Origin of the sequence: Arthrobacter sp. P2b (assembly GCF_900168295.1) — a bacterium.
Taxonomy (GTDB): Bacteria; Actinomycetota; Actinomycetes; order Actinomycetales; family Micrococcaceae; genus Arthrobacter.
Genome location: NZ_FVZL01000007.1, coordinates 73011 through 99131, shown reverse-complemented (window position 1 = coordinate 99131; position 26121 = coordinate 73011). Strand labels below are relative to the sequence as shown.

Below are 26121 nucleotides of genomic sequence, written 5' to 3'. Positions count from 1 at the left end.
ATGGCCTTGGAGGCACGTCACTGAAGGCGGGACAGGGGTGTCATGGGCGATGAAGAAGAGGCTGCTCTTGCCGTGGCTGATTCCGGCGTCTTCCCGCTGAAGCCAGGAATGGTGGTGTCCATCCGGCTTTTTCCCCCCAGAGCCGGTGCTTGGGGTGTGATGGAACGGATTCTTGACCACGGCGCCGCGACCTTCCCGGAATACGGCGCCCCCGGACGGGGTAGGCCGACGCAACAATTTTAGGCCTGAAGCACCACCCGTAGCCATGCCGAAAAGTTAGTCTCCACGATTCACCGCCGCAGGATCAGCTGAGGCCCGGGCATTCGTTGACAGCACCAATGCCCGCTCTTTAGGCTCCTGCCATCGTGAGCCGAAGAGTGCGGGAAGAAGGACCATGAACCAGGGCAAATGGCAGTTGCGGGACCAGCTTGGCCGTCTTGGCTTTGGGGGTACCGGGGTGGGGAACCTGTACCGCGCTATTTCCGATGAGCAGGCTGCCGCGACCCTGGAGGCCGCCTGGGATGCCGGCATCCGTTACTTCGACACAGCCCCCCACTATGGGCTGGGCCTGTCCGAGCGGCGCATGGGACAGGTCGTGGCGGCCAAGCCAAGGGAAGAATTCGTTGTCTCAACAAAGGTGGGCAGGGTCCTCGTGCCGTCGCCGGCAACAAAGGACGCCAGGGATCCGGAGGGCTTTGACGTCCCCGCCGAGTTCCGGCGTGAATGGGATCCTTCGGAAGCCGGGGCAAAGCGCAGCATCGAGCAGTCGTTGGAGCGGCTGGGCCTCGAGTACATCGATATCGCCTATCTGCACGATCCTGATGTGTACAGCATGGAAGATGCGGTGAAGACGGCGCTGCCGGCCCTGGAGAAGCTCCGGGCCGAGGGCCTGGTGCGGGCCATCGGCGTCGGGACCAATACTGCGGGCGCCGCCATGGAGTGCGTGGAAGCCGCGGACCTGGATTTCCTGATGCTGGCCGGCAGGTTCACCATGCTGGAGCAGCCGGGATCCGATGGCCGCCCGGGCGCAGGGCTGCTGGACCGCTGCCTGGAGCTGGGAACCGGAGTGGTGAGCGTGGGCGTCTACAACTCCGGCATCCTGGCCAAACCCGACCTGCCGTCGGATGCCCACTACAACTACTCCCAAGCCAGCGAGGAGATCCTGGAGCGCGCCCGGCTGCTGGCACGCGTCTGCAGCGAACACGGCGTTGAGCTTCCCACCGCAGCCATCCAGTTTCCCTTCCGCCACCCCGCCGTCGTCAACGTCACGGTGGGCGCCAGCAGGCCGGAGCAAATCAGTAACAGCGCGGAGCGCATGTCCGCAGAGGTTCCCCGCGAGCTGTGGCAGGACCTTCAGGAGCGGGGACTGATTCCGGCCTGACCGACCTGAGGAAGCTCAGCTATCCGTCGACGCCCCGGCGGCAGCGGTGCTCTGCCGGACCACGAGCTCGGGCGTGAACACCACTGAACGGTGCATCGGATTCTGCGACTCAACTTCTTCCGTGAGCAGCTCGATGGCCGTCCGCCCGAGCGCCTCGGTGGGCTGCCGGATGGAGGACAGCGGAACCACCGCCGAGACGGCAAAGTCGATGTCGTCGTAGCCGATCAGCGCAACGTCCTCCGGGATGCGGAAGGTGTGCGTCATCGTGAGGGACTGCATGACGCCCAGGGCCAGCAGGTCGTTGGCGCAGAAAATTCCATCGGGCAAATCCTCCCGGCCGCGTTCCACCAGCATGTTTCCCACGCTGCGGCCGGCCAGGACGCTCTGCCCGTCGGAGTTCAGGACCTCCAGCGTGGCGTCCGGTTCCTCCTTCACGGCGCGCTGCGCCCCCTGCAGGCGGTCTGCCACCTGCCGGATGGAGGTAGGCCCGCCCACAAAAGCCAGCCGACGGCGGCCGGTGTCCAGCAGGTGCCGGGCAGCGAGGTACCCGCCGGCGTCGTCGTCCACCGCCACGGAACTGAACTTGGACTCATCGGCCAGCCGGTCCACCAGGACCGTGGGCACGCCGCGCTCCCGCAGCAGGTCAAGCCGCTCGGTGACATCGCCCACGGGGGAAATCAGCAGGCCCTGGACCCGCTGCTCCTGGAAGAGGTCGATGTAGTTGGCTTCGCGCGCGGCGTCGTGGCCGCTGTCGCCCAGCAGGACGGCGCTGCCGTTCAGTGCCGCGGCATCCTCCGCGGCACGCACCACCGACGTGAAGAAGGGGTTGCCCACGTCCAGGACAATCAGCCCCACGGTGCGGCTGTGGCCGGCGCGCAGCTGGCGGGCAGCATCATTGCGGACGAACCCCAGTTCATCAATGGCCTTCAGCACCCGCTCCTTGGTGCGCTGCGATACCCGGTCCGGGTAGTTCAGCACATTCGAGACGGTGCCTACGGCCACGCTGGCATGGGTGGCGACGTCCTTGATGCTGGCTGAGCGGTTCATGATTCTCCGTGCTGGTGGCCTGCGTGCCGTGCTCCCGGCAGCTCGCGAAACTGCGCGCCGGAATGCTTGACACCTACTCACGTTCAAGAGTACTTTGAATCGTAACAATGAAACGATTCAAAGATTCGCGAGTTCAGGAGAGTTCCAGATGAGGGTGTGCTTCCGCTCCTCCGTTCAGCCGGCGCTGCTGGAGGAATACAAGCGCCGCCACGCTGCCGTCTGGCCGGAGATGCTCCGAGCCCTCAAGGACGCCGGCTGGAACAACTACTCCCTGTTCCTGGGGGAGGACGGACTCCTGGTGGGCTACCTGGAGTGCGACGACTTCGAAGCGGCCCGGGCCCGCATGGCCCTCACGGACGTGAACGCCCGGTGGCAGGCGGAAATGGCAACACTTTTCGAAGACTCCGGCCAGGCGCCCGACGAAGGGTTCCAGGTCATGGAAGAAGTCTTCAACCTCGACAGCCAGCTCGCGGCCGCAGGAACCTCTTCCTCCTGAAGCACGCGGGCTGACCCAAACAGGCTCCAGCAGCGGGGCAACCAACAACAGACCCATCACAGACACCGGAAAGAACCATCATGAATGACGTAGCAACGGCGCTGGGCAGGCTCGAGGAGCTTGCCATCGAGGTCCCCTCGTGGGCCTATGGAAATTCAGGCACGCGGTTCAAGGTGTTCGGTACCCCCGGCACTCCGCGCACCGTGCAGGAGAAGCTGGCGGACGCCGCCAAGGTCCACGAACTGACCGGCCTGGCCCCCACCGTGGCCCTGCACATTCCGTGGGACAAGGTGGATGACTACGCCGCACTGAAGGAGTACGCGGCAGGCCTGGGCGTTGGGTTGGGGACCATCAACTCCAACACCTTCCAGGACGATGAATACAAGTTCGGCTCCCTGACCTCGTCCAACGAGACAGTGCGCCGCCGTGCCATCGACCACCACCTGGACTGCATCGAGATCATGCACGCCACGGGTTCGAAGGACCTGAAGATCTGGCTGGCTGACGGCACCAACTACCCGGGCCAGGATGACATGCGCGGCCGCCAGGACCGTCTGGCCGAATCGCTCCAGGAAATTTACGCAGCCCTGGGCGACGAGCAGCGCCTGGTGCTGGAGTACAAGTTCTTCGAGCCGGCTTTCTACCACACCGATGTTCCGGACTGGGGCACGTCCTACGCCCAGACCCTGGCTCTGGGCGAGAAGGCGTTCGTCTGCCTGGACACCGGCCACCACGCGCCGGGCACCAACATCGAGTTCATCGTGATGCAGCTGCTGCGCCTGGGCAAGCTGGGCTCCTTTGACTTCAACTCCCGCTTCTACGCCGACGACGACCTCATCGTGGGTGCCGCCGATCCGTTCCAGCTCTTCCGCATCATGTACGAGGTCATCCGGGGCGGTGGCTACGGCAAGGACTCCGGTGTGGCCCTCATGCTGGACCAGTGCCACAACCTGGAAGAAAAGATCCCGGGCCAGATCCGCTCGGTGCTGAACGTCCAGGAAATGACTGCCCGTGCCCTGCTGGTGGACACAGCCGCACTCAACGAAGCACAGCGAGCAGGGGATGTCCTGGCAGCGAACGCAGTTTTCAACGACGCGTTCTACACCGACGTCCGCCCGGTCCTGGCCGAGTGGCGTGAATCCCGCGGCCTGCCCGCGGACCCGCTGGCCGCCTTCAAAGCCAGCGGCTACCAGAAGAAGATCAACGAGGACCGCGTGGGCGGCCAGCAAGCCGGATGGGGCGCATAACCAGCATGAGCAACAAGACTGTTGAAGACCTGATCTCCCGTTCCAACCGCCTGGGCGCGGACAAGCGGAACACCAACTTTGCCGGCGGCAACACCTCCGCCAAGGGCACCGAAAAGGACCCGGTCACGGGCGAGGACGTCCAGCTGCTATGGGTCAAGGGCTCCGGCGGGGACCTCGGCACCCTGAAGGCCGAAAACCTTGCCGTCCTTCGGCTGGACCGCTTGAACGCGCTGAAGAACGTCTACCCGGGCGTCGAGCGTGAAGACGAGATGGTGGCAGCCTTCGATTACTGCCTGCACGGCAAGGGCGGTGCGGCTCCTTCGATCGATACCGCCATGCACGGCCTGGTGGACGCAGCGCACGTGGACCACCTGCACCCGGACTCCGGCATCGCCATCGCCACCGCGGTGGACGGCGAGGCGCTGACCACCAAGATCTTCGGCAACAAGGTTGTCTGGGTGCCCTGGCGCCGCCCCGGGTTCCAGCTGGGCCTGGACATCGCCGCGATCAAGGAAGCCAACCCGCAGGCCATCGGCACCATCCTGGGCGGGCACGGCATCACCGCCTGGGGCGCCACCAGCGAAGAGGCCGAGCAGAACTCGCTGTGGATCATCGAGCAGGCCGAGAAGTACATCCGGGACAACGGCAAGGCCGAACCCTTCGGTGCCAAGCTGCCCGGCTACGCCGCCCTGCCGGAGGCGGAGCGCCGCGCCAAGGCCGCAGCGCTGGCACCCGTGATCCGCGGCCTGGCCTCCACGGACAAGCCGCAGCTGGGGCACTTCAGCGATGACGCCGTCGTCCTTGACTTCCTCGAAGCCGCCGAGCACCCGCGGCTGGGCGCCCTGGGCACCTCCTGCCCGGACCACTTCCTGCGCACCAAGGTCAAGCCCCTGATCCTGGACCTGCCCGCCGACGCCTCGATCGAGGACTCCATCGCCCGGCTGCACGAGCTCCACGCGGACTACCGCGAGGATTACCAGGCCTACTACGACCGCCACGTCCCCAGCCGCTCCCTGACCTCGCAAGCTCGGCCAGGGGACCCTGCGGCTGGGGGCCCTGCTATCCCGGCAATGCGCGGCGCTGACCCGGCCATTGTGCTGGTGCCCGGGGTGGGCATGTTCTCCTTTGGCGCCAACAAGCAGACCGCCCGCGTTGCCGGCGAGTTCTACATCAACGCCATCAACGTGATGCGCGGCGCCGAGGCCATCTCCACCTACGCCCCGATCGAGGAATCCGAGAAGTTCCGGATCGAGTATTGGGCGCTGGAGGAAGCCAAACTGGCCCGGATGCCCAAGCCGAAGTCCCACGCCACCCGCATCGCGCTGGTCACCGGCGCCGCCTCCGGCATCGGCAAGGCGATCGCCACCCGCCTCGCCGCGGAGGGCGCGTGCGTGGTCATCGCCGACCTGAACCTCGAGAACGCCGAAAAGGTGGCCGAAGAGCTCGGCGGCCCGGACGTCGCCATCGGTGTCCAGGCCGACGTCACGGACGAAGCCCAGGTGGCCGCCGCCATTGACGCCGCCGTCCTGGCATTCGGCGGCGTGGACCTGGTGGTCAACAACGCCGGCCTGTCCATCTCCAAGCCGCTGCTGGAAACCACCGAGAAGGACTGGGACCTGCAGCACAACGTCATGGCCAAGGGCTCGTTCCTGGTGGCCAAGGCCGCCGCCAAGGTCATGATCGCGCAGGGCCTGGGCGGGGACATCATCTACATCTCCTCCAAGAACTCCGTGTTCGCCGGCCCCAACAACATCGCCTACTCGGCCACCAAGGCAGACCAGGCCCACCAGGTGCGCCTGCTCGCGGCCGAACTGGGCGAGTACGGCATCCGCGTCAACGGCATCAACCCCGACGGCGTGGTCCGCGGCTCCGGCATCTTCGCCGGCGGCTGGGGCGCCAAGCGCGCCGCAGTGTACGGCGTGGATGAGGAGAAACTGGGCGAGTACTACGCCCAGCGCACCCTGCTCAAGCGCGAAGTCCTGCCCGAGCACGTGGCCAACGCCGCCGCCGTGCTCACCAGCAACGAACTGTCCCACACCACCGGCCTGCACATCCCCGTGGACGCCGGAGTGGCCGCAGCCTTCCTGCGATGAGCGGGCAGGTTCAGGGTGTCGACGGCGGCAAGGTGTTCGCCGCCGTCGACATCGGCGCCTCCTCCGGCCGGGTCATCCTCGGCCGGGTGGCTGCCGGTGGCACCGCGACGGAAGCCGCTGTGCAGCTCGAGGTGGTCCACCGCTTTCCCAACGGTGTTGTGGAAATCGACGGCGGCCTCCGCTGGAACTTCGACGCGCTCTTCGCGGAGGTGCTTGAGGGCCTGCGGGCCGCTGCAACCGTCGCCGCAGCCCAGGGCGAGAAGGTAGCGAGCATCGGCATCGACACCTGGGCCGTGGACTACGGCCTGGTTGACGCCGGCGGAAAGCTGACGGCCCAGCCGTTCAGCTACCGGGACGACCGCAGCCGCGCCGCCGTCGAGCCTGTGCACCGGAAACTGGACCCGGAACGGCTCTACGGCACCACCGGACTGCAGTTCCTGCAGTTCAACACCATCTACCAGCTCGCCACCGAGCAGGACCTGGCCGGCCTCCAGGCCCTCCTCATCCCGGACCTGATCGCGTTCCTCCTGACCGGGCAGCGCCGGACCGAGGCCACCAACGCCTCCACCACCGGCCTGTTCGACGCCGTCGCGGGGGAGTGGGCCACCGAGTTCCTCACCGCCCTGGGCCTGCGGAAGGACCTGTTCCCCCCGCTGATCCAACCCGGCGAATCCTTCGGGACCCTCCTGCCGGAGATCGCATCCCAGGTGGGGCTCCCGCAGGACACGACAGTGGTGGCCGTCGGCTCGCACGATACAGCCTCCGCCGTCGCCGCCGTCCCGGCGCAGGAAGAGGACTTCGCGTACATCTCCTCCGGCACCTGGTCCCTGGTGGGGCTGGAGCTGAAGCACCCGGTCCTCACTGAGGCCAGCCGGGAAGCGAACTTCACCAACGAACGCGGCGTGGACGGCACCATCCGCTACCTGCGCAACATGGGCGGACTGTGGCTCCTGTCCGAGTGCCAGCGCACCTGGGCGGCCGAAGGATTCCGGCCGGAGCTTCCGGCGTTGCTGGAAGCGGCCGCCGCGCTGCCCCCGGGCGGACCGCAGATCAACCCCGACGATCCCTACTTCATTGCGCCGGACAACATGCCGGACCGGATCCGGGCAGCGGTCCGCCGCACGGGCGAGGTGCTGCCGAACGATCCGGCCGCCATCACCCGCTGCATCATGGACAGCCTCGCCACCGGCTACGCACGCACCATCCGTGACGCCGAACGCCTGGCCGACCGCTCCGTGGACGTGGTGCATGTGGTGGGCGGCGGCTCCCAGAACCGGCTGCTCTGCCAGCTCACCGCGGACGTGACCGGCAAGAAAGTAATCGCAGGACCGGTGGAAGCCACTGCCCTGGGCAACGTCCTGGTGCAGGCCCGGGCGGCCGGTGCGGTGTCCGGCGGACTGACCGGGCTGCGGAGCCTGGTGGTGCGGTCACACCAGCTGCAGGCGTTCACCCCGGAGCTGTCGCGCCTGTAGGTCCTGCACAGCAAAGATCCGCAACGCGCGGACGCATGACGCCACGTTCCTGAACGCGGCGTCATGCGTCCATGCCGGGACTGTGCGGCGGCCCCTAAGATCTTCGGGAAGCGTCTCGCCGGCCTGTAAGCAGGGCCGTAGACAAGCCAACTACCTGACAGGACCGGATAGCCCATGCCACTCTTCGACCTTCCCCTGGCCCAGCTGCGCAGCTATACCTCGGACGTGACGCCGCCCGCCGACTTCACTGCCTTCTGGGACGCCACCATTGCCGAAGCCCGGGCCTTTCCGTTGAATGCGTCCTTCGAACCGGCAGAAAACTACCTCTCCGTCATCGACACCTTCGACGTGACGTTCTCCGGCTACGGCGGCGCCCCCGTCAAGGGCTGGCTGCACCTCCCCGCGCACCGGGAAGCCGGGGCCAGGCTGCCCGTGGTGGTCCACTATGTCGGATACTCGGGCGGCCGCGGGCTGGTCAACCAGGACACCCGGTGGGCCCAGGCCGGGTACGCGCACTTCATCATGGACACCCGCGGCCAGGGCTACGGCGGAACCCTGGGTGAGACGCCCGACCCGCACCCCTCCGCCGGCGGCGTGGCCCACGCAGGCCTGATGACCAGGGGCATCGCAAGCCGGGAAGACTACTACTACCGCCGGGTGTACGTGGACGCTTTCCGCGCGGTGGAGGCTGCACAGTCGCACCCCGGCGTCGATCCTGAGAAGGTAGTGCTGGCCGGTGTCAGCCAGGGCGGCGGCATCGTGGTTGCCACTGCAGGGCTGACGGCAGGACGGCTCGACGGCGTGATCGCCGCGCTGCCGGATGTTCCGTTCCTGCAGGACTTCCCCCGCGCCATCGACATCACCCCGCGCGGCCCGTACCCGGAGATCGCCCAGTTCCTGGCGCGCCACCGGGACCGCTACGAGCCCGTGCTTGACGTCCTTCGCTACTTCGACGGCGTCAACCTGGCGCGCCTGGCGACGGCACCGGCGTTGTATTCGGCAGCCCAGATGGACGATATCTGCCCGCCGTCCACCGTTTTTGCCAGCTTCAACGCCTACGGCTCCGGGGCGGCCGGTACCGCTCCCACCGGCGCCGCGAAGGACATTGAGGTGTACCGGTTCAACAACCACGAGGGCGGCCAGGAACACCACTGGATCCGGCAGCTGCTGTTTCTCCGCAAAATTTTGGGGTAAGTTCCTTGTTGCGGACTTGAGAAAACGGTTTCCGAGTCCGGGGAATCAAGGAACCAATGAAGAAACTCAGCAGGCTCAGCGTTGTGGCCTACGGTGCCGGCGACGCAGCCAACAGCATGATCATCAGTACGGCGAACATGTTCCTGCTCGTCTACTACACGGACGTGGCCGGCATCGCGGCGGCGGCGGCAGGAACGCTGCTGGTGGTGGCGCGGGTGTTCAATGCCTTCACCGACATAGCCGCCGGCCGCATCGTGGACCGGGTGCAGAGCAAACGGTGGGGCAAGTTCCGCCCCTTCCTGATGTTCGGCTTCGTTCCGCTCCTGCTGGGCGCTGCGGTGTTCCACGTTCCCGACGTGGATCCGTCCTCCAAGCTGCTGTACGCCTACTGCACCTACGGGCTGGTCTGCCTGGCCTACAGCCTGGTGAATGTGCCCTACGGCTGCCTGGTGGGGGCCATGACCCAGGACCCCCGGGAGCGGGCCCGGCTCGGCGGCGCCCGGACCATCGGCGGCCTGTCAGTGGGGGCAACCCTGGGTTTCTTCATCGCGCCCCTGCTCGGCGCCGGCGGGGATATGCAGCAGATCTTCACCGTGATGACACTGGTTTTTGCCGCCGTGGGGTCCGCCCTCTATCTGTTCACGGCTGTTGCCTGCCGGGAACAGATCGGCGGCAGCATCCCCAAAATCACCCTGCGCCAAAGCACGGACGCGCTGAAGGCCAACTCGCCGCTCCTGGTCCTCTGCATCAGCTCCATCCTCTTCGTCACCGGCACCTCAGCCACGGGCGCCGCCCAGTTCTTCTACCTGCGGGATGTCCTCTCCCGGGTGGACCTGTTTCCCGTCATGGCCGCCGCGCAGGTGGCAATCACCCTGACACTCGCCGTCGTTATGCCGCGCCTCGTGGCACGCTGGGGCAAACGGGCTGCCTACACGGCCGGCGGCTGCGCCGGGGCGGCAGGCGGACTGATTGTTTTCCTCGCTCCGGCGGGGCTGCCCTGGCTTGCGGTAACGGGCCTTGTGCTGGCAATGCTTTCGTCTGCTTCGGTCAGCATCCTCACCTGGGCGCTCATCGCGGACACCGTTGAATACGGCGAGTGGAAAACCGGTGTCCGGGTACAGGGCATCAACTACGCCCTCCTGGCCGCCACCCGGAAGCTGGGAATGGGGTTCGGCGGCGGGGTGGTGGCTTTTTCCCTGGCCTGGGGTGGATACTCGTCCGCGGCGCCGGAGCAGGCCGAATCCGCCATTCTCGCCATCCGCGCCGCTGCCGGGCTGCTGCCCGCAGCCCTCGTGTTGGCCGCCGCCGGAATCATGTACTGGTACCGCCTGACGGACAAGAGGCACGCCGAACTGGTGGCCGGCCTGCAGTCGAGCCGATAGCTGGCAGCCGTAGCGGGGAGCCAGCGGCGTCCGAAAAAGTCATGTGACGGACATGGTTTGCGCCCGGGGACAAACCGCGGCTATGGTCTGAGGCATGACTAACCGTTGGTATGCGTATTTTTCGTTGGCTCTGGAGGGGCCCGCGTCTAACTGACACGCATCCAACTTTCCTTCAGAGCCAACAGGGCAGAGATCATTCTCTGCCCTTCGCCGTTTCTCCGGCGGGTTCTGAACTGGGCCCGCTTCCCATCTGGAACAGGACCCACCATGAGCACCGCAACAGCATCAGCAGCCAGCACCGCCGCCGCCAAAACCACCTCAAACCTGCGTGTCAGCGAATTCACCGCGCTGCCCACGCCCTCTGAACTCATCGCCGAACTGCCGCTGGACGCCCGGGTGACGGACGTCGTCGAACGCGGACGCGACGAAGTCCGCGCCATCATGGACGGGGTGGACGATCGCCTGCTGGTCATCGTGGGGCCGTGCTCCATCCACGATCCCAAGGCCGGGCTGGAATACGCCCGCAGGCTGGTCAGCCAGGCCGAAAAGCACAAGGAAGACCTGCTCATCGTGATGCGGACCTACTTTGAAAAGCCCCGCACCACGGTCGGCTGGAAGGGCCTGATCAACGATCCCCGCCTGGACGGCAGCCACGACATGGTCACCGGCCTCCGGACCGCCCGGCACTTCCTGCAGCAGGTCACGGCCCTGGGACTGCCCACCGCCACCGAATTCCTGGAGCCGATCAGCCCGCAGTACATGGCGGACTTGATCTCCTGGGGGGCCATCGGTGCCCGCACCACGGAAAGCCAAATCCACCGGCAGCTCGCCTCGGGCCTGTCCATGCCCATCGGCTTCAAGAACGGGACCGACGGCGACCTGCAGGTTGCCATCGATGCCTGCGGTGCCGCCGGGGCGGCCCAGGCCTTCCTCGGCATCGACGGCGACGGCAGGGCGGCGCTGGTGGCCACCGCCGGAAACCCGGACACGCACGTGATCCTCCGCGGCGGACGCAAGGGGCCCAACTACTCCGCGGGCGACGTCGCGGCTGCTTCGGCCAAGCTGGCCGGCAAGCACCTCAACCCGCGGGTGATCGTGGACGCCAGCCACGCCAACAGCGGCAAGAGCCACCACCGGCAGGCCGAGGTGGCACTGGAGATCGGCGCCCAGCTCGAGGACGGCGGCACGTCCGCGCAGGCGATTGCCGGCGTCATGCTGGAAAGCTTCCTGGTGGGCGGCGCCCAGAACCTGGACGTCGCCGAGAACGCAGCCGGCCGCGCGGAACTCGTCTACGGCCAAAGCGTCACGGACGCATGCATGGAATGGGACGTCTCGGTCTCCGTGCTGGACCAGCTTGCGGCGTCCGCACGCAAGCGCCGCGCAGTGAAGTAGGGGAGCCAAATAGGGGAGCGGACTACTTTCACATCTGCCACAGGAACATCTAGAGTATCTAGGTAGGTGGTTGGTGGATGGCTCAGCATCGGAACACCGCATTGGCATGTACCTGGGGTCACTGTTGTCCATCCGTCAGCAAAGGAATAGGGAAATGTCGTCAGAACAGAACTTCTCCAACGCGAAGTTCCTGACCGTGGCTGAAGTAGCCCAGGTCATGCGCGTCTCCAAAATGACCGTGTACCGGCTGGTCCACTCCGGTGAAATGCCCGCCGTGCGCTTCGGCCGCTCGTACCGGGTTCCGGAGAATGCCGTGGAGCAGTACCTCAAAGGTGCTGTTGTGGACGGCCACACCGAGACCGCGTGACGCACTCTTTCCGTCGCAATGCCCTGTATTTGAGCCGGTGGGAGCCCCGCGGTCAGTAGCCCCTCCCGATAAGCGGTACCCTGTTAAGGAACGTTTTACGTCATTGTAAGAATCTGTCAGTTGTTCAGTTCGTAGCTCTGTCCACGAACAATTTCCATCAGACAGGTACTGCATCTAGTTTGTAAGGAACTTTCGTGGGTTCAGTTATCAAGAAGCGTCGCAAGCGTATGGCCAAGAAGAAGCACCGCAAGCTGCTTCGCAAGACCCGTCACCAGCGCCGCAATAAGAAGTAGAGATACTTCGAACAGCGTAGAAATGCCCGTCGCCTTCCAGGCGGCGGGCATTTCGTTTTTCCTGGTGCAGCTTCCTGGCCTTGTTCGCAGATCCTTACCGTCACGGTTCGGATTCGCGGACAAGCTTAGGATCTGACGGATTCCTATGCCCGCGGGCCGCGGATCCTTGCGAAGCCCTTCCAGAGGCCGTAGACGGCGCCGCCGGCCGTGGCCGCCTTCAGTCCGAAGGTTGCTGCGCGGCGGCCGGCGCGAAAATCGTACACGGGCCAGTTGTTGTCGCGGGCGTGCCGGCGGAGGCGGGCATCCGGGTTGATGGCCACAGGGTGGCCCACCAGGCTGAGCAGCGGGATGTCGTTATATGAATCGCTGTAGGCCCAGCAGCGCTTGAGGTCCAGGTCCTCGGCGTCGGCAATGCCCTGGACTGCCACGGCCTTCGCGGAACCGTGCAGGATGTCGCCCACCAGCCGTCCGGTGTACATGCCTTCCGAAATTTCCCCCACAGTGCCGAGCGCGCCGGTCAGTCCGAGCCGGGTGGAGATCACCGTGGCCACCTCAATGGGGGTGGCCGTCACCAGCCAGACCCGCCTGCCCACCCGCAGGTGCTGTTCGGCGAGGGCCTTGGCGCCGGGCCAGATCCGGGAGGCGATCATCTCGTCATAGACTTCTTCGCCCAAAGCCTTGATGTCGTCAACGGTGATCCCTGCGGCGAGGGTCAGGGCAGAGTCCCGGACTGCATGGACGTCGTCGATGTTCTCGCCCCGCGCCATGAACTTGAACTGCTTCCAGGCGAAGCCGGCGGCCTGGGCCATGGTGAAGGCGCCCCGCTGGTACATTTTCCGTGCCACGTGGAAGAGGCTGGCACCGCGCATCAGGGTATTGTCCACATCGAAGAACGCCGCCTCGCCGGGCTGCGGCGCAGCAACCGGCTTGGTGACTACGGCGACGTACTTCTCCTGGGGCATGGACTTGAGTCTAGTCAATGCACTGGCTGGAAACCGTCGGCGTGCCGGGCACCACGGACGGGGCTACGGTTAAGCCATGGCAACACCGCGCGTCGTCCTCATCACCAAAGCTGACTGCCACCTCTGCGAGGAGGCCCGCCTCGCCGTCGGGCGGGTTACCGCTGCGTTGGGGCTGGAGTGGACCGAAGAACGGGTGGACCACCAGCCGGAGCTGCGTGAACGCTACGCCGAGGAAATCCCGGTGGTGCTGGTGGACGGCGTCCAGCGCGATTTCTGGAAAATCGACGAAACCCGGCTGGAACGCGTACTCCAGCGCGCCATGGCCCAATAAGCGCAGTGTCCCAGTAAGCGCAGTGGTTCAGTAAGGATGGGCGCAAACAAGGGGAGTGGTTTCCGGTGATGACGCCTGCTTTGTTGGCACCGGCGATGGGGCTCTAGAGTGGAGTCACAACGCGACTCAAGGGAGGGGCTGGTGACTTCGCTGGACTCAACCCCCCAGGCTGTTCCGGATCTTCCGGGCGCCACGGGCACGCCAGCCAAACAGATCCCGCCCGCAGCGGTGGCCCGGCTGACGCTCTATCTCCGTGCCCTCAACACACTGCTTGCAGACGGCGTGGAGCGTGTCTCCTCCGAGTCCCTCGCGGAAGCGTCCGGAGTGAGCTCGTCCACGCTGCGCAAGGACCTCTCCCACGTGGGCTCCTACGGCACGCGCGGCGTAGGATACGAGGTGCAGTACCTCAGCCGCCACATCGCCGCCGCCCTGGGCCTGACGCACGACTGGAAAGTCGCCATTGTGGGTGCCGGCAACCTGGGCAAGGCCCTGGCCCGGTACGGCGGCTTCGAGTCCCGGGGCTTCGACGTCGTGGCGATCTTTGACGCCGACCAGATGGTGGTGGGCAACGAGGTGGGCTGGCTGCGGGTCAGCGACGTCGCGGACCTGGAAACCGTGCTGCACCGCACCGGAGCCAATATGGTGGTGCTGGCACTGCCGGCGGCCGTGGCGCAGGACGTGTGCGACCGCGTAGTGGCGGCCGGTGTCCACAGCGTCCTGAGTTTCGCGCCCGTGATGCTCCAGGTCCCGGAGGGCGTCAACCTCCGCAAGGTGGACATGGCCACCGAACTGCAGATCCTGGCCTACCACGCACAGCGGGCGCAGGCCCCGGGTCAGACCGCCTAGATTTCGGCAGTTCCCGGAACCCACGCCCGCAGGTGTGGAAATGTGCGCCTACCGGCCGTAGGGGTTGCCCATGCCGCCGCCGTACGGGTTGGCAAAGGGCTGCTGCTTCCGGAAGTAGGGAGCCGCGGCGGGAAGATACAGCAGCACGATGGCGGCGATCCCCAGCAGGGTTCCGAGGGTTCCGATCGAGGGCGGGCCGAAGAGGCCGAAGATGGACAGGGCGGCGAACACCGTGCCCAGGATGCGGGCCCAGTTCTTGCCCTTGCGGATAAAGAAGGCCACCAGCAGGTACAGCCCGGCGCCCAGGATGGCGAACACCACCAGGGTGCCGGCAATGACGCCCTTGATGTCCTCGTAGGTGACGCCGGTGGCGCCACCGGCCTCCATCTGGTCCTCAAACGTCTGGCGGAACAGCGGATCGTCCAGCTGGGTGAGGCCCGTCAACAGGGAAATCACGAAGATCGCCGCTGACGCGATCAGCAGCCAGAAGGAGATGTTCACCAGCTGCGGGACGCCGGCGCTCCCCGAAGGCTGCGGCTGTTCCGAGGGGTACTGGGCATACGGCGACTGGCCGTAGGAGGACTGGCCGAACGGCGGCTGCCCGTAACCGGGAGCCTGCGGCGGGTTCTGGCCAAACTGCTGGCCGTACTGGGGTGCGTTCTGGCCGTACTGCGGAGCCGACGGCGGCTGGGAACCGTACTGCGGCGGGTTCTGTCCGTACTGGGGTGCGTTCTGGCCATACTGCGGAGCGTTTTGTCCGTACTGCGGCGCGTTCTCGCCGTAGCGGGGCTGCCCGCCGGACTGGTCACCGGGCTGGTTATTGCCGGGCTGGTTGGTGCCGCCCTGTGAGCCATTGGAATGCGGGTCATTGGGTACGGGAGGCGGGACGGGAGGAGTACTCATGAGCGGTCCTTCTGCATGTCGGTTTCCAGGGAGGCTGCCGGGAGCGGTCCTGTAGCCTGCCCCCAGCATGGCTTAAGTCCACCGTACCCCCGGGCCGCCGCGTTGTGGGTCATTCTGCGGAGGTATTCCGGGACGGGCCGGCGGCAAACCATGCCTGGGAATTGGGCAGCCACATCAGGACCGTTGCCGCGAGGCTGACCAGGAAGGCTGCCCAGTTTCCACCCTGGCCCATGCCGGTCACCATGTTCATCACGGCCAGGCCCAACGTGACGGCGGCGAGGGCTGTCAGAGCCACCCGTGCCCACGTCCGTCCCGCCTTCATCTTTACCGCGAAAACCATCTGCGCAACGCCCACCGCGGAGGCCAGCAGCATCAGGGTGACCACGGCTGCGGCTGCCGCGGGTGCCGCAGCAAAGAGCACCAGGGATGCAAGCATGCCCAGCAGTCCGCCCATGGCGCCCAGGATGCCGCCGGCGAACCAGATCCAGAACGAGACCTTGATTTCCGTGGGGCGGCCGGCCAGTGAAAACAGCGCGGCTAAACCGCCGGGCCGGGCGCTGGGGGAGTTGCTCATGGCGTTCACTGTAGTCCCGCCCGGGCGGCGCCATGGCGAGGCTCGGTCCGCCGGGACTGCCCCTGCGCAGCGGACTGCGGCTTCAGTGCGCAGGCCGGGACGACCGACGCCAGTAAAGCCGAACGCCACTCAAGACGGACGCCCTTAAAGCCGGAACCCCGGCACCGGCGTGAAAGCCGGTGCCGGGGATCCGGCGGAAAGGATGACTATGCAGCGGGGGCGATGAAGGCCAGTTCCAGGTTGATGGCAACCTTGTCGCTGACCAGGACGCCGCCGGTCTCGAGGACTGCGTTCCAGGTGAGGCCGAAGTCCTTGCGGCTGATGGTGGTTTCAGCGGAAACACCGGCCCGGGTGTTGCCGAACGGGTCAACGGCTACACCGTTGAACTCGGTTTCCAGGGTGACCGGGCGGGTGACGCCCTTGATGGTGAGGTCGCCGGTCAGTTCGTAGCTGTTGCCCTTGGCGACGAGGCCGTTGGAGACGAAGGAGATTTCGGGGAACTTCTCCACGTCGAAGAAGTCCTCGCCCTTGACGTGGCCATCGCGGTTGGCATCGCCGGAGTCGAAGCTGGCGGTGTTGATGGTCGCGCTGATCCTGGCGTCGGCAACGTCACCGGGGAGGTCCAGGGTGGCGGCGGCTTCGGTGAACTGGCCGCGGACCTTGCTGATGCCCGCGTGGCGGACGGTGAAGCCGATCTCGCTGTGGGAGTTGTCGAGGGTCCAGGTGCCGGTGGTGACGTCTGCGGGAAGTGCCATGATGATGCTCCTTGTATGTGCGTGCCTGTTGATGGTGTTGAAGCTTCATATGTTGAAGTCTCAACTAACTGCTGCATCTACTATAAACATGCATTTGCATCTTTTGTTCCCGATCCCGGAACATTTCTTCATAAACTTCAGTTCTACTGGGTGTAGAAGATTTCGGATCGCACGCCATCTTTGAGAAACTGGTAAACATGCCCCAAGCCACTGTCCATCTGCTCCGCCATGGCGAGGTACACAATCCCGACGGCGTCCTGTATGGCAGGCTGCCCGAATTCCACCTCTCCGAACTGGGGCGGGAGATGGCCCGTATGCTCGCGGAGCACTTCCGCCAGCGCGTTGCCAACGGTGCCAGGATCACGTATCTGGCAGCATCGCCGCTGGACCGTGCGCAGGAAACAGCCGCACCCACTGCCGAGGCCCTGCGCCTGGAGATCCACACTGATGCGCGGATTATCGAGGCTGAAAACTACTTCGAGGGCATGAAGGTCACCAAGGCGGAACTCCGCCGGCCCAAGCACTGGCCTATGCTGGTCAACCCCCTGCGGCCCTCCTGGGGCGAGCCCTACAAGAAGCAGGCGTCCCGGGTGATGGACGCGGTGCAGGAAGCGCGCGTCCGCGCCATCGAACTGGCAAATGGCGACTTCGGAATGGCCGGCCCGGAGGCGATCATGGTCAGCCACCAGCTTCCCATCTGGGCCACCCGCCTGAGCGCCGAAGGCAAGCCCCTGTGGCATGATCCGCGGAAGCGGGAATGCACCCTTACCTCCATCACGTCCCTGGTGTTCGACGACGACGGCACCCTCCTGCGCGTGCAGTACAGCGAGCCCGCGGCGTCCCTTCTTCCCGGTGCCGCCAGCACCCCTGGAGCCTAGTAGTGACCGACAGTAATTTCAGGAATACCCGTGCCGGCCAGGGGCCGGTCAGTTCCCGCCGCAGCCTCCTGGCTGCAGGTGGAGTGGCCCTGGCCGCGCTCACTATGGGACTCTCGGGCTGCGCCCAGGAGGATGCCCTGGCGCAGCAGGCCAAAGCCGGGGACAACAAGAACTATGTGGCCGGCGACGGATCGGTCACCGAGTTCGCCGCGGCGGACCGCAAGTCCCCCGTCCAGGTCAGCGGCACGCTGTTCAACGGCACCACGGTGGCCCCTGCCGATTTCCAGGGCAAGGTAACCGTGCTGAACTTCTGGTTCGCTGCCTGCGCGCCCTGCCGTGTTGAGGCACCCATCCTCGAGGAGCTCCACCAGGAGTTCAAGGACCAGGGCGTGCAGTTCTTCGGCGTCAACCTCCGCGACGAGAAAGCCACCGCCGAGGCCTTCGACAAGACCTTCAACCTGACCTACCCCAGCTTTGATGACAAGGACGGCGGCGTCCTGCTGTCCGTGTCCGGGCTGGTGCCGCCGGGAGCAGTTCCCACCACCCTGGTCCTGGACAAGCAGGGACGCGTGGCTTCCCGCGTCCTCGGTGAAATCCAGAAGGGCACCCTGAAAGCCCTTATCGCTGCCGCCGTGGCAGAGTAGCGGCGGGCCCGGACCGTGAACAGCCCCTTCGCCGAAGCCATCCTGAACGGCTCGCTCCTGCTTGCCATCCCGGTGGCCCTGCTCGCCGGACTGGTCTCCTTCCTCTCGCCCTGCGTCCTGCCACTCGTTCCCGGCTACCTGGGATACGTGACCGGGCTGAGCGGCGTGGACCTGCAGAAGCAGAAACGCGGCCGCATGCTGGTGGGCATCGGACTGTTCGTCCTGGGCTTCTCCGTGATCTTCGTGCTGCTGGGCGGCGCCTTCGGACAACTGGGCACCCTGATCACCGGTTCCCAGAACGCCTGGATAACCCAGCTCCTGGGCATCCTGGTGATCATCATGGGCGTGGTGTTCATGGGCGGCTTCAGCTGGCTCCAGCGCGACGCCAAGATCCATGCCAAACCGCCGGCGGGCCTGTGGGGTGCACCGTTGCTGGGCCTGACCTTCGGGTTGGGCTGGGCTCCGTGCATCGGTCCCACCTACTCCGCTGTCCAGCTGCTGAGCCTCTCCGGCGGATCGTCGGCCGCCAAAGGCGCCTTCCTGGCGTTCGTCTACAGCCTGGGCCTGGGCATCCCGTTCCTCCTGATCGCCCTGGCACTGCGCCGGGGCATGGGCGTGATGGCGTTCTTCCGCAAGCACCGCCTCGCCATCCAGCGCACCGGCGGCGGCATCCTGGTGGTCCTCGGACTGCTGATGGCCAGCGGCGTCTGGGGAACCTGGGTGACAGGGCTGCAGTACTGGTTCCAAACCGACGTGAAGTTGCCAATCTGATGAGCGAGCGTGTGAACGTAAAGAAAAAGTCTTCCGCACCGGCCGGCGGAAACGAGCCCGGCGCCACAGTGGCCGAGGCAAAGGCGGACGCCGCGCTGCCGGCCCTGGGTCCGAAGGAAATGCTGCGCTGGGCGTGGACCCAGCTGACCAGCATGCGGACGGCCCTGTTCCTGCTGCTGCTCCTGGCGGTGGCTGCCGTCCCGGGGTCACTGTTCCCGCAGCGCCCGGCCAACCCGTCCGTGGTCACGCAGTACATCAAGGACAACCCGGACTACGGCAAGCTGCTGGACTCCCTGCAGCTGTACGACGTGTACTCCTCGGCCTGGTTCTCCGCTATCTACCTCCTGCTGTTCATCTCCCTGATCGGCTGTGTGGTGCCCCGCGCCATCGCCCACTACAAGGCAATGCGCTCCCAGCCGCCGCGGACTCCCAAGCGGCTTTCCCGCCTTCCCGAGTACGGCACGCTGGTGATTCCCGCCGACGCCGGCATCCCGGCGTCGGATGCCATCCACAGTGCTGCCGGGCTGCTGAAGAAGCGCGGCTACCGCGTTGAAGTACGGGACGACGACGGCGCGCGGCCGTCTTTGGGCGCCGAACGCGGCTTCCTGAAGGAAGTGGGCAATCTCGTCTTCCACACGTCGCTGATCGGCGTGCTGGTGTCGGTGGCCGTCGGCGGACTGTTCGGCTACAGCGGCCAGCGCATCCTGGTGGAGGGCGATACCTTCGTGAACACCCTGGTGGGCTACGACCAGTTCAACCCCGGCACCAATTTTCAGTCGGGCCAGCTGCAGCCGTACTCGGTCCAGCTGGACAAGTTCGACATCACGTTCGACCGTGAGTCCCAGGGCAAGTTCGGCCAGCCCATCGACTTCGCCGCTGCCGTGACCACCAAGGAAAACCCGGAAGCGCCGGCCAAGCAGGAAACGCTGAAGGTCAACGATCCCATCACCCTGGGCGGTACCAGCATCTACCTCACCGGCAACGGCTACGCCCCCGTGGTGACCATCCGCGACGGCGACGGGAACGTGGCCATGCAGGGCCCGGTGGTGGCCAAGCTGCAGGGGGACAACTACTACTCCTCCGTGGTGATCAAGGTTCCAGATGCCAAGCCGGACCAGCTGGGCTTCGCCGGCTTCTTCCTGCCCACGGCCTTCGTGTCCAATGACGGCGTGTCCTTCAGCGGTGACCCTGAACTCTTCAACCCGCAGCTGACCCTCAACTCCTACTACGGGGACCTGGGCCTGAATGACGGCGCACCGCAGAACGTGTTCGAACTGGATGTGCAGGACCTGACGCCGCTCAACGCCAGGAACCTCGACGCCGGCGGCATCACCCTTGCCCCCGGAACCTCCTACACCCTGCCGGACGGCAAGGGCACCATCAGCTTCGATGGCGTAAAGCGCTACATCGGCGTGGATATCCACCACAACCCCGGACAGCTCTACGCCCTGGTCTTCGCGCTCCTCGCCGTTGCCGGCCTCATCCTCTCCCTCTACGTCAACCGCCGCCGGGCCTGGGTACGCACCGGCACGCACGACGACGGCCGCACCATGGTGGAATACGGGCTCCTTGCCCGCGGTGAGGACCACCGGCTCGCCGCCGAGGCAGCCGCCCTGCGGAAGCTGCTCTCCGAAGAGTGGCAGCTGGCGGATGACCAGGCTGCAAAATCTTCCCCCACCCCAACCCCAGCAGGCCCGCAAGGGCCCGAAAAGGACCAGTAATGCCGTTTGGAATCAACGAAACCATGGGCCAGTACAGCGAGCTCTTTATGCTGCTGGCCGCAGGCACATACACCGTCGCCTTCATCGCGTTCGCCTGGGACCTTGCCAAGAGCAGCAAAGCCTTGCGGGCCATCGACCTCAAGGCCGCGCAGGCCGAAGAGGCCACCAAGGTTCCCGTAGCCGCGGGGACGGGGGCGCGCAGCGAGTCCCACCTTGCCGGGCCGGCGGGCCGGGCCGAACGGCCGTCGTCGTCCACGGCGAAGTCCGCAGTGGCCGGGGGAGCTGCAACGGCCGACGCCGACATGAAGTATGCCGCGGAACGCCGCGCTCCCGCACGGGTGGCGGTGGCCCTGACCGTCCTGGGTGCGCTCATCCATGGCGCCGGCGTCGTGACCCGCGCCCTCGGCGCCGGACGCGTGCCCTGGGGCAACATGTACGAGTTCCTCACCACCGGCGCCTTCGTGGCCATTGCGGTATTCCTCCTGGTGCTGATCCGCCGCGATCTCCGCTTCCTGGGCACTTTCGTGGTGGGCCTGGCCATCATCATGCTGGTCGCCGCCTCCGTGGCGTACTGGACGCCGGTGGGGCACCTGGTTCCCGCCCTGCAGAGCTATTGGCTGATCATCCACGTCTCCATCGCCGTGCTCTCATCGGCGCTGTTCACGCTGACCTTCGCCATGTCCGCCCTGCAGCTGGTGCAGTCCCACCGCCAGAAGACCGTGGCGGCCGGAGGCGCGGACAAGCTCGGCTTCATGCGCCTGGTGCCGTCCGCGCTCAGCCTGGAGAACCTCTCCTACCGCATCAACGCGATTGCCTTTATCGGCTGGACCTTCACACTGATGTTCGGCGCCATTTGGGCTGAGAAGGCCTGGGGCCGGTTCTGGGGCTGGGACACCAAGGAAGTCTGGACGTTCGTCATCTGGGTGGTCTACGCGGGCTACCTGCACGCCCGGGCAACCCGCGGCTGGACGGGCACCCGTGCGGCTTGGCTTTCGATCGTCGGCTACCTGTGTGTCATCTTCAACTTCACCATCGTGAACCAGTTCTTCAACGGTCTGCACTCCTACTCAGGCCTCTGAGCAGGGCATTCACCTGAAAGCCCGGTGGGCCCGAGGTAAATAACAAATCGATGTAGCAATGGGGGTGTTCCCGGTCCCCGGGTGGTGCTACGTTGGTGACGTTCGCCCGTAATGAAGTTGCTGGCGAAACGCAAGTTTTTCCTGGGGTTTCCATGAGTTACGTTCTCGCCATCGATGTCGGGACAAGTTTTACGGCTGCTGCCGTTGTCCGCTTTCACCAAGGAGTTACACCAGTCCCGGAGAGCCTGCCGCTGGGCCTTCGCGGGGCAGCTGTGCCTTCTGTGGTGTACTACCCGGAGGAAGGCCCCATCCTGGTGGGGGAGGCCGCGGAACGCCGCGGGCTCGATTCCCCCGGGCGCGTCGTACGGGAGTTCAAACGGCGTGTTGGCGATGCCGTGCCCATCTCCGTTGGCACGCTGTCCCTTGCTCCCGAGGACGTCTTCGCCACCATGGCCCGCTGGGTGGTTGACCGGGCGGCCGAGCGCGAGGGCGCACCGCCGTCGGAAATCATCCTGACCCACCCCGCCGCATGGGGCAGCCACCGGACCTCCGTTATCAGCGACGCCCTGGCAGCGAAAGGCCTTGGGAACGTCACCTTGCTGACGGAGCCGGAAGCCGCCGCCCTGCATTACGCATCGCAGGTGCGGGTGGAGGACGGCAGCACCATCGCCGTCTACGACCTGGGCGGCGGAACCTTCGATACAGCTGTCCTGCGCAAAGCCGGCACCAACCACTTTGAACTCCTGGGGCGCCCGGAAGGGATTGAGAACCTGGGCGGCGCCGACTTCGACGCTGCCGTGTTCCGTTACGTGGCTGAAAACACCGGCGGCGCCCTGGCAGCCCTCGACACCGCCGAGCCGGGCGTGCTTGCGGCGCTGACCCGGCTGCGGCGGGAGTGCGTGGAGGCCAAGGAAGCTCTCTCCTCGGACAGCGAAGCCAGCATTTCCGTGCTCCTCCCCGGCATCCAGCAGCAGATCCGCCTGGTCCGCTCCGAATTCGAAGAGCTGATTGAGGAACCCATCCGGGACACTGTTGACGCCCTGGAACAATCCCTGGCACAGCTTGAGCTCGCGCCGGCGGACCTGACCGCCGTGCTGCTCATCGGCGGATCCTCGCGCATCCCCCTCGTGGCGCAGCTGATCTCGGAGCAGCTGGACCGGCCCATCGCCGTGGACGCCGATCCCAAGTCATCCATCTGCCTGGGCGCGGCCGTGTCCGCGGTGTTGGCACAGCCGGAAGCTGCTCCGGCAGCAGCTGCTGCCGGAGGGGCCGCCGCGGAAGCCGACGGAACCGCCGTCGCGCCTTCCTCCGGTGAAGACGCTACGGAAGGCGGGCACGCGCCCGTACGGCTGGCCAGCTGGTCCCGTAAGACGCCCGCCGCCCCGGCCGCGGGCCACGGCCCGGGACACGGGCACCATGGCGGAGCACATGCTCCGAAGCCCACCGTGCGGCTCACCGCCATCGCAGCCGCCGCTGCCCTCTTCACCGTCCTTACCGCCACCGCAGCCCAGAGCCCGGAAGGCTTCAGCAACCTGACGTCCGTGTTCATGCCGGACGCCGAAGCCGCCCCTGAAGCCGGAGGTTCCGGCGGTGGCGGGAACGGTGCCGGGGGACCCGCAGCCGGTGCTCCGGGGGACGCCTCGGCACCCCTGGCAGGCATCGAAGCCGGGGTGAACAAGGCTGCTCCCGCCCAGAAGGCCGGCCTCGAGGTGGCGGCTTCGCCCACCAGCCGGCCGTCGTCGGGCGCACCTGCGGACAAGGCTGCCGCCGGCGGAGGATCCACGGGCAGTGCAGCAGCGGACGCGGGCACTGGCACGGCACCAGGGACCGGAAGTACGACGCCGGGCGGCGCCACCGAGCCCAACGGCACCCCCACGCTGGGCTCGGGGACCACTGATCCTGCTGTTCCCGGCACCAGCTCGCCGGTTCCAGATCCCACCGTGGATCCAACCCCTGTAGACCCCGCTCCCGTTGACCCGACTCCGGTTGACCCCACGCCGGTGGATCCTGCGCCGGTCGACCCCACTCCGGTGGATCCGACACCCGTCGACCCCACTCCGGTCGATCCGTTGCCGTCTGACCCCGCGCCGAGTGTTCCGGTTCCCGTGGAGCCGGCGCCATCAGAAACGGTTGCTCCACCACCGCCCGCCGAACCGACTCCGACGGTAACTGCTGTGGAGCCAGCTCCGACTACCGCGATTGAACCGGCGGCTTAGCATGGTGGGTCATCAGATGCGCGCGCAAGAGCCGGCCTTCCTTCATGCGGAACTGAACCATCCGGGGCAGTCACCCCACGCTGCAGAGCTCATGGCCCGGCAGCTCAAGGGCGAGAACGCCGCAGTCCGCGAGCTGCTTCTGGCGTTGTCTGTGGGCTTTGCCTTGCCGGGACCGCTGCCCGCGGACCTGCAGCGAAAAATTGACGGCGGCGAGGTGGAAAGCCTTGCTGCGCTGGTTGAACGGGCAGAAAAAGCAGGCCTGCTGACACCCGACGGGACCGTGGTGGGACCGGCCCAGCACGCCCTGCTCACCGTGGCACCCACCACGAAAGTCCACGCGCTCCAGCGTGAACTCGTCACGGTGTACGTCACGGACGGCCAGCCGCTGGGCGACTTCGCCCGCGAGCTGGCCCGCGGGGGCCTGGCGGACCAGCGCGTGGCGGCAGAGCTGGAGCATGCGGGGGACAAGGCGCTGGAACACGACCCCGGCCTGGCCTGCCAGCTCTACGATGAAGCCCTGCTGGCAGGAGCCGACGAAATAGCCACGGCCGCGCGGCGTGCCCAGGCCGCAGCCGGGGACGGGGACCTGGATGCAGCCACCCGCATCATCGACACCCTCCTGGTGCAGGAGGATCCGCCGGACGTACGCCGGGGCGTGAACGTAGCCGCCGCCGTCTGGGCGCAGCGCGGCATGCTGGCCCGCGGTGCGGACGCCTTCAGCTGGCTGGGTGCCGCCCGGCTGGGACCCTCGGCGCCGCTGGCCGCCGTAGCCATGGTGGGCTGCGGCAACCGGCCGGGAGCCGATGCGGTGTTCAAAGCTGACGCACCCCCGGCATCGCCCACCCTCCTGGCCGCCGCAATGACCGAAACCGGTAAGGGAATCCTGGAGTCACTGGCCGGCGATCCGCACCAGGCGCTGCCGGTCCTGATCCACGCGTCAGACATGCTGAACGCGGCAGGGGCAGCCCTTCCGCTTCCCGATACCCCGGCAGCCCTGGCCGCCCTCGCGGCGCTGAACAGCGGAGAGCCGCATCTCGCCGAGACGGTCTGCCGGGCAGCCACTGCCGCCGGCCAGGGCGGAAATGCTGCGAAGCCGCGGCTCTACCTGCTCCAGGCATGGTCCGCGATGCAGCAGGACAAGCTCGAGGACGCCCGGCTGTCCATCAACGAGGCTTCCAAGGCCAATCATTGGCCCCTGGTTCCGCGGGACGAGTTTTTGCGGGCGGCGCTGGAAGTGGGCCTCGCCCGGCGGAACGGTGAAATTCCCGAACTTGTCATGGCGTGGGAACGCGCCCGCGAAGCGATGCTGCACACGTCCGTGGACCTCTACAGCCTGCTGCCGTGGGGTGAGCTGATGATCACGGCAGCCCGGCTGCGGGAAACCCGGCGGGTGGCGCATTATCTGGACGAGGCAAAGCAGCTCCTGGAGCGCCTCGGCAACCCGCCACTGTGGGCGGTGCCTTTCCACTGGGCCGCTGCCCAGGCTGCGCTGCTGAGTGAAAGCCCCGCAGACCTTGCGCCACATGCCGCAGCATTGGCCCGCGCCGCCCACCACAGCCACTTGGCTGCCGTGCTGGCTACCGCGGGCAAGGCGTGGGTTTCGGTGCTGGCCGGCAGGTTCCAGCCCGCCGACGTCGAGGCCGCCGCGCGTGGCCTGGGCAGGGTGGGGATGCCATGGGAAGGTGCCAGGCTTGCCGGGCACGCGGCTGCCCGGGCGGAAGAGCGCAAGGACATGGTGCGCCTGCTGTCCTGCGCCCGGGACCTCCATCCGCAAGGAACGTCCGCGGGCAACGGAACCTCGGGTTCCGGCGAGACGCGCAATGCTCCCACCGCAGAAACCGGCAACGGCATGCAGCCGGACGGATCAGGGCTCAGCGAACGGGAAAAAGAGGTTGCCCGGCTGGTGCTTGAGGGCAAGACATACCGGGAGATCGGCGAGGCCATCTACATCTCCCCGAGGACTGCCGAACACCACATAGCCCGGATGCGCCGCCGCCTGGGTGCCGAAAACCGCTCGGACCTGCTGGCCCGGCTGCGCCTTGCCCTGAGCTCCGAGAATCCCCCTCAGGAGTAAGCC

At 66.5% G+C, this 26121-nt stretch carries 25 protein-coding genes; 20 read left to right on the top strand and 5 right to left on the bottom strand.

The window, feature by feature from the left end; translation table 11 throughout:
* Nucleotides 1-42 precede the first annotated feature (42 nt).
* Nucleotides 43-243, top strand: a complete 201-nt coding sequence (locus B5520_RS22430; protein WP_139386243.1) for a hypothetical protein — start codon at nucleotides 43-45, stop codon at nucleotides 241-243.
* A 151-nt stretch (nucleotides 244-394) separates the two neighbouring features.
* A complete protein-coding gene (locus tag B5520_RS13175; protein WP_079597520.1) occupies nucleotides 395-1381 on the top strand; it encodes an aldo/keto reductase in 987 nt (328 codons plus the stop codon).
* Nucleotides 1382-1396: 15 nt separating this feature from the next.
* On the opposite strand, the gene B5520_RS13170 is transcribed toward B5520_RS13175, so the two are convergent.
* Complete coding sequence (locus B5520_RS13170) at nucleotides 1397-2428, bottom strand: LacI family DNA-binding transcriptional regulator (RefSeq protein ID WP_079597519.1); 1032 nt, start codon at nucleotides 2426-2428, stop codon at nucleotides 1397-1399.
* A gap of 148 nt (nucleotides 2429-2576) precedes the next feature.
* On the opposite strand from B5520_RS13170, the gene B5520_RS13165 reads away from it, so the two are divergent.
* The 9 genes from B5520_RS13165 (at nucleotide 2577) to B5520_RS13125 (ending at nucleotide 12364) form a co-directional block, all read left to right on the top strand.
* Nucleotides 2577-2924, top strand: coding sequence for an L-rhamnose mutarotase (locus B5520_RS13165; RefSeq protein ID WP_079597518.1), 348 nt, complete (start codon nucleotides 2577-2579; stop codon nucleotides 2922-2924).
* 80 nt (nucleotides 2925-3004) lie between these two features.
* Complete coding sequence (rhaI, locus tag B5520_RS13160; RefSeq protein WP_079597517.1) at nucleotides 3005-4171, top strand: L-rhamnose isomerase; 1167 nt, start codon at nucleotides 3005-3007, stop codon at nucleotides 4169-4171.
* 5 nt (nucleotides 4172-4176) lie between these two features.
* Nucleotides 4177-6264: a bifunctional rhamnulose-1-phosphate aldolase/short-chain dehydrogenase gene (locus B5520_RS13155; RefSeq protein ID WP_079597607.1), complete on the top strand. Its 2088-nt coding sequence runs from the start codon at nucleotides 4177-4179 to the stop codon at nucleotides 6262-6264.
* On the top strand, nucleotides 6261-7736 hold the full coding sequence (locus B5520_RS13150; RefSeq protein WP_079597516.1) for a rhamnulokinase: 1476 nt from the start codon (nucleotides 6261-6263) through the stop codon (nucleotides 7734-7736). Before B5520_RS13155 ends, B5520_RS13150 begins: the two co-directional genes overlap by 4 nt.
* Nucleotides 7737-7910: 174 nt before the next feature.
* Complete coding sequence (locus B5520_RS13145) at nucleotides 7911-8930, top strand: acetylxylan esterase (RefSeq protein WP_079597515.1); 1020 nt, start codon at nucleotides 7911-7913, stop codon at nucleotides 8928-8930.
* 56 nt (nucleotides 8931-8986) lie between these two features.
* The gene (locus tag B5520_RS13140; protein ID WP_079597514.1) at nucleotides 8987-10312 is read left to right on the top strand and encodes a glycoside-pentoside-hexuronide (GPH):cation symporter; all 1326 of its coding nucleotides are present in this window, start codon (nucleotides 8987-8989) and stop codon (nucleotides 10310-10312) included.
* 267 nt (nucleotides 10313-10579) lie between these two features.
* Nucleotides 10580-11704 carry a 3-deoxy-7-phosphoheptulonate synthase gene (locus B5520_RS13135; protein WP_079597513.1) on the top strand — a complete coding sequence of 375 codons (1125 nt, stop codon included), beginning with the start codon at nucleotides 10580-10582 and terminating at the stop codon, nucleotides 11702-11704.
* 154 nt (nucleotides 11705-11858) lie between these two features.
* Entirely contained in the window at nucleotides 11859-12071 is a 213-nt protein-coding gene (locus B5520_RS13130; RefSeq protein WP_079597512.1) for a helix-turn-helix domain-containing protein, read from the top strand.
* A gap of 194 nt (nucleotides 12072-12265) precedes the next feature.
* Nucleotides 12266-12364, top strand: a complete 99-nt coding sequence (locus B5520_RS13125) for a 30S ribosomal protein bS22 (protein WP_003792170.1) — start codon at nucleotides 12266-12268, stop codon at nucleotides 12362-12364.
* 143 nt (nucleotides 12365-12507) lie between these two features.
* Here the strand turns inward: B5520_RS13125 and B5520_RS13120 are convergent, their stop codons facing one another.
* Complete coding sequence (locus tag B5520_RS13120) at nucleotides 12508-13326, bottom strand: HAD family hydrolase (RefSeq protein ID WP_079597511.1); 819 nt, start codon at nucleotides 13324-13326, stop codon at nucleotides 12508-12510.
* Between the two features lie 76 nt (nucleotides 13327-13402).
* Here B5520_RS13120 and B5520_RS13115 point away from each other — a divergent pair, with 76 nt between their 5' ends.
* Both B5520_RS13115 and B5520_RS13110 read left to right on the top strand, forming a co-directional pair.
* A complete protein-coding gene (locus tag B5520_RS13115; protein ID WP_079597510.1) occupies nucleotides 13403-13657 on the top strand; it encodes a glutaredoxin family protein in 255 nt (84 codons plus the stop codon).
* A gap of 141 nt (nucleotides 13658-13798) precedes the next feature.
* Nucleotides 13799-14503: a redox-sensing transcriptional repressor Rex gene (locus B5520_RS13110; protein ID WP_079597509.1), complete on the top strand. Its 705-nt coding sequence runs from the start codon at nucleotides 13799-13801 to the stop codon at nucleotides 14501-14503.
* Between the two features lie 48 nt (nucleotides 14504-14551).
* On the opposite strand, the gene B5520_RS13105 is transcribed toward B5520_RS13110, so the two are convergent.
* The 3 genes from B5520_RS13105 to B5520_RS13095 form a co-directional block, all read right to left on the bottom strand.
* Nucleotides 14552-15406, bottom strand: coding sequence for a Yip1 family protein (locus tag B5520_RS13105; RefSeq protein ID WP_079597508.1), 855 nt, complete (start codon nucleotides 15404-15406; stop codon nucleotides 14552-14554).
* 109 nt (nucleotides 15407-15515) lie between these two features.
* Nucleotides 15516-15980, bottom strand: coding sequence for a hypothetical protein (locus B5520_RS13100; protein WP_079597507.1), 465 nt, complete (start codon nucleotides 15978-15980; stop codon nucleotides 15516-15518).
* Between the two features lie 206 nt (nucleotides 15981-16186).
* Nucleotides 16187-16735, bottom strand: coding sequence for a YceI family protein (locus tag B5520_RS13095; protein WP_079597506.1), 549 nt, complete (start codon nucleotides 16733-16735; stop codon nucleotides 16187-16189).
* A 197-nt stretch (nucleotides 16736-16932) separates the two neighbouring features.
* Between B5520_RS13095 and B5520_RS13090 the strand changes: the two genes are divergently transcribed.
* The 7 genes from B5520_RS13090 (at nucleotide 16933) to B5520_RS13060 (ending at nucleotide 26118) form a co-directional block, all read left to right on the top strand.
* Nucleotides 16933-17613: a histidine phosphatase family protein gene (locus B5520_RS13090; protein ID WP_079597505.1), complete on the top strand. Its 681-nt coding sequence runs from the start codon at nucleotides 16933-16935 to the stop codon at nucleotides 17611-17613.
* A 104-nt stretch (nucleotides 17614-17717) separates the two neighbouring features.
* Nucleotides 17718-18257 carry a TlpA family protein disulfide reductase gene (locus B5520_RS13085; protein WP_079597606.1) on the top strand — a complete coding sequence of 180 codons (540 nt, stop codon included), beginning with the start codon at nucleotides 17718-17720 and terminating at the stop codon, nucleotides 18255-18257.
* 15 nt (nucleotides 18258-18272) lie between these two features.
* A complete protein-coding gene (locus B5520_RS13080) occupies nucleotides 18273-19028 on the top strand; it encodes a cytochrome c biogenesis CcdA family protein (protein WP_079597504.1) in 756 nt (251 codons plus the stop codon).
* Nucleotides 19028-20749: a cytochrome c biogenesis protein ResB gene (locus tag B5520_RS13075; protein ID WP_079597503.1), complete on the top strand. Its 1722-nt coding sequence runs from the start codon at nucleotides 19028-19030 to the stop codon at nucleotides 20747-20749. Before B5520_RS13080 ends, B5520_RS13075 begins: the two co-directional genes overlap by 1 nt.
* A complete protein-coding gene (ccsB, locus tag B5520_RS13070; RefSeq protein WP_079597502.1) occupies nucleotides 20749-21828 on the top strand; it encodes a c-type cytochrome biogenesis protein CcsB in 1080 nt (359 codons plus the stop codon). Before B5520_RS13075 ends, ccsB begins: the two co-directional genes overlap by 1 nt.
* Nucleotides 21829-21980: 152 nt before the next feature.
* Entirely contained in the window at nucleotides 21981-24044 is a 2064-nt protein-coding gene (locus B5520_RS13065; protein WP_079597501.1) for an Hsp70 family protein, read from the top strand.
* A gap of 16 nt (nucleotides 24045-24060) precedes the next feature.
* On the top strand, nucleotides 24061-26118 hold the full coding sequence (locus B5520_RS13060; RefSeq protein WP_254865567.1) for a LuxR C-terminal-related transcriptional regulator: 2058 nt from the start codon (nucleotides 24061-24063) through the stop codon (nucleotides 26116-26118).
* Nucleotides 26119-26121 lie beyond the last annotated feature (3 nt).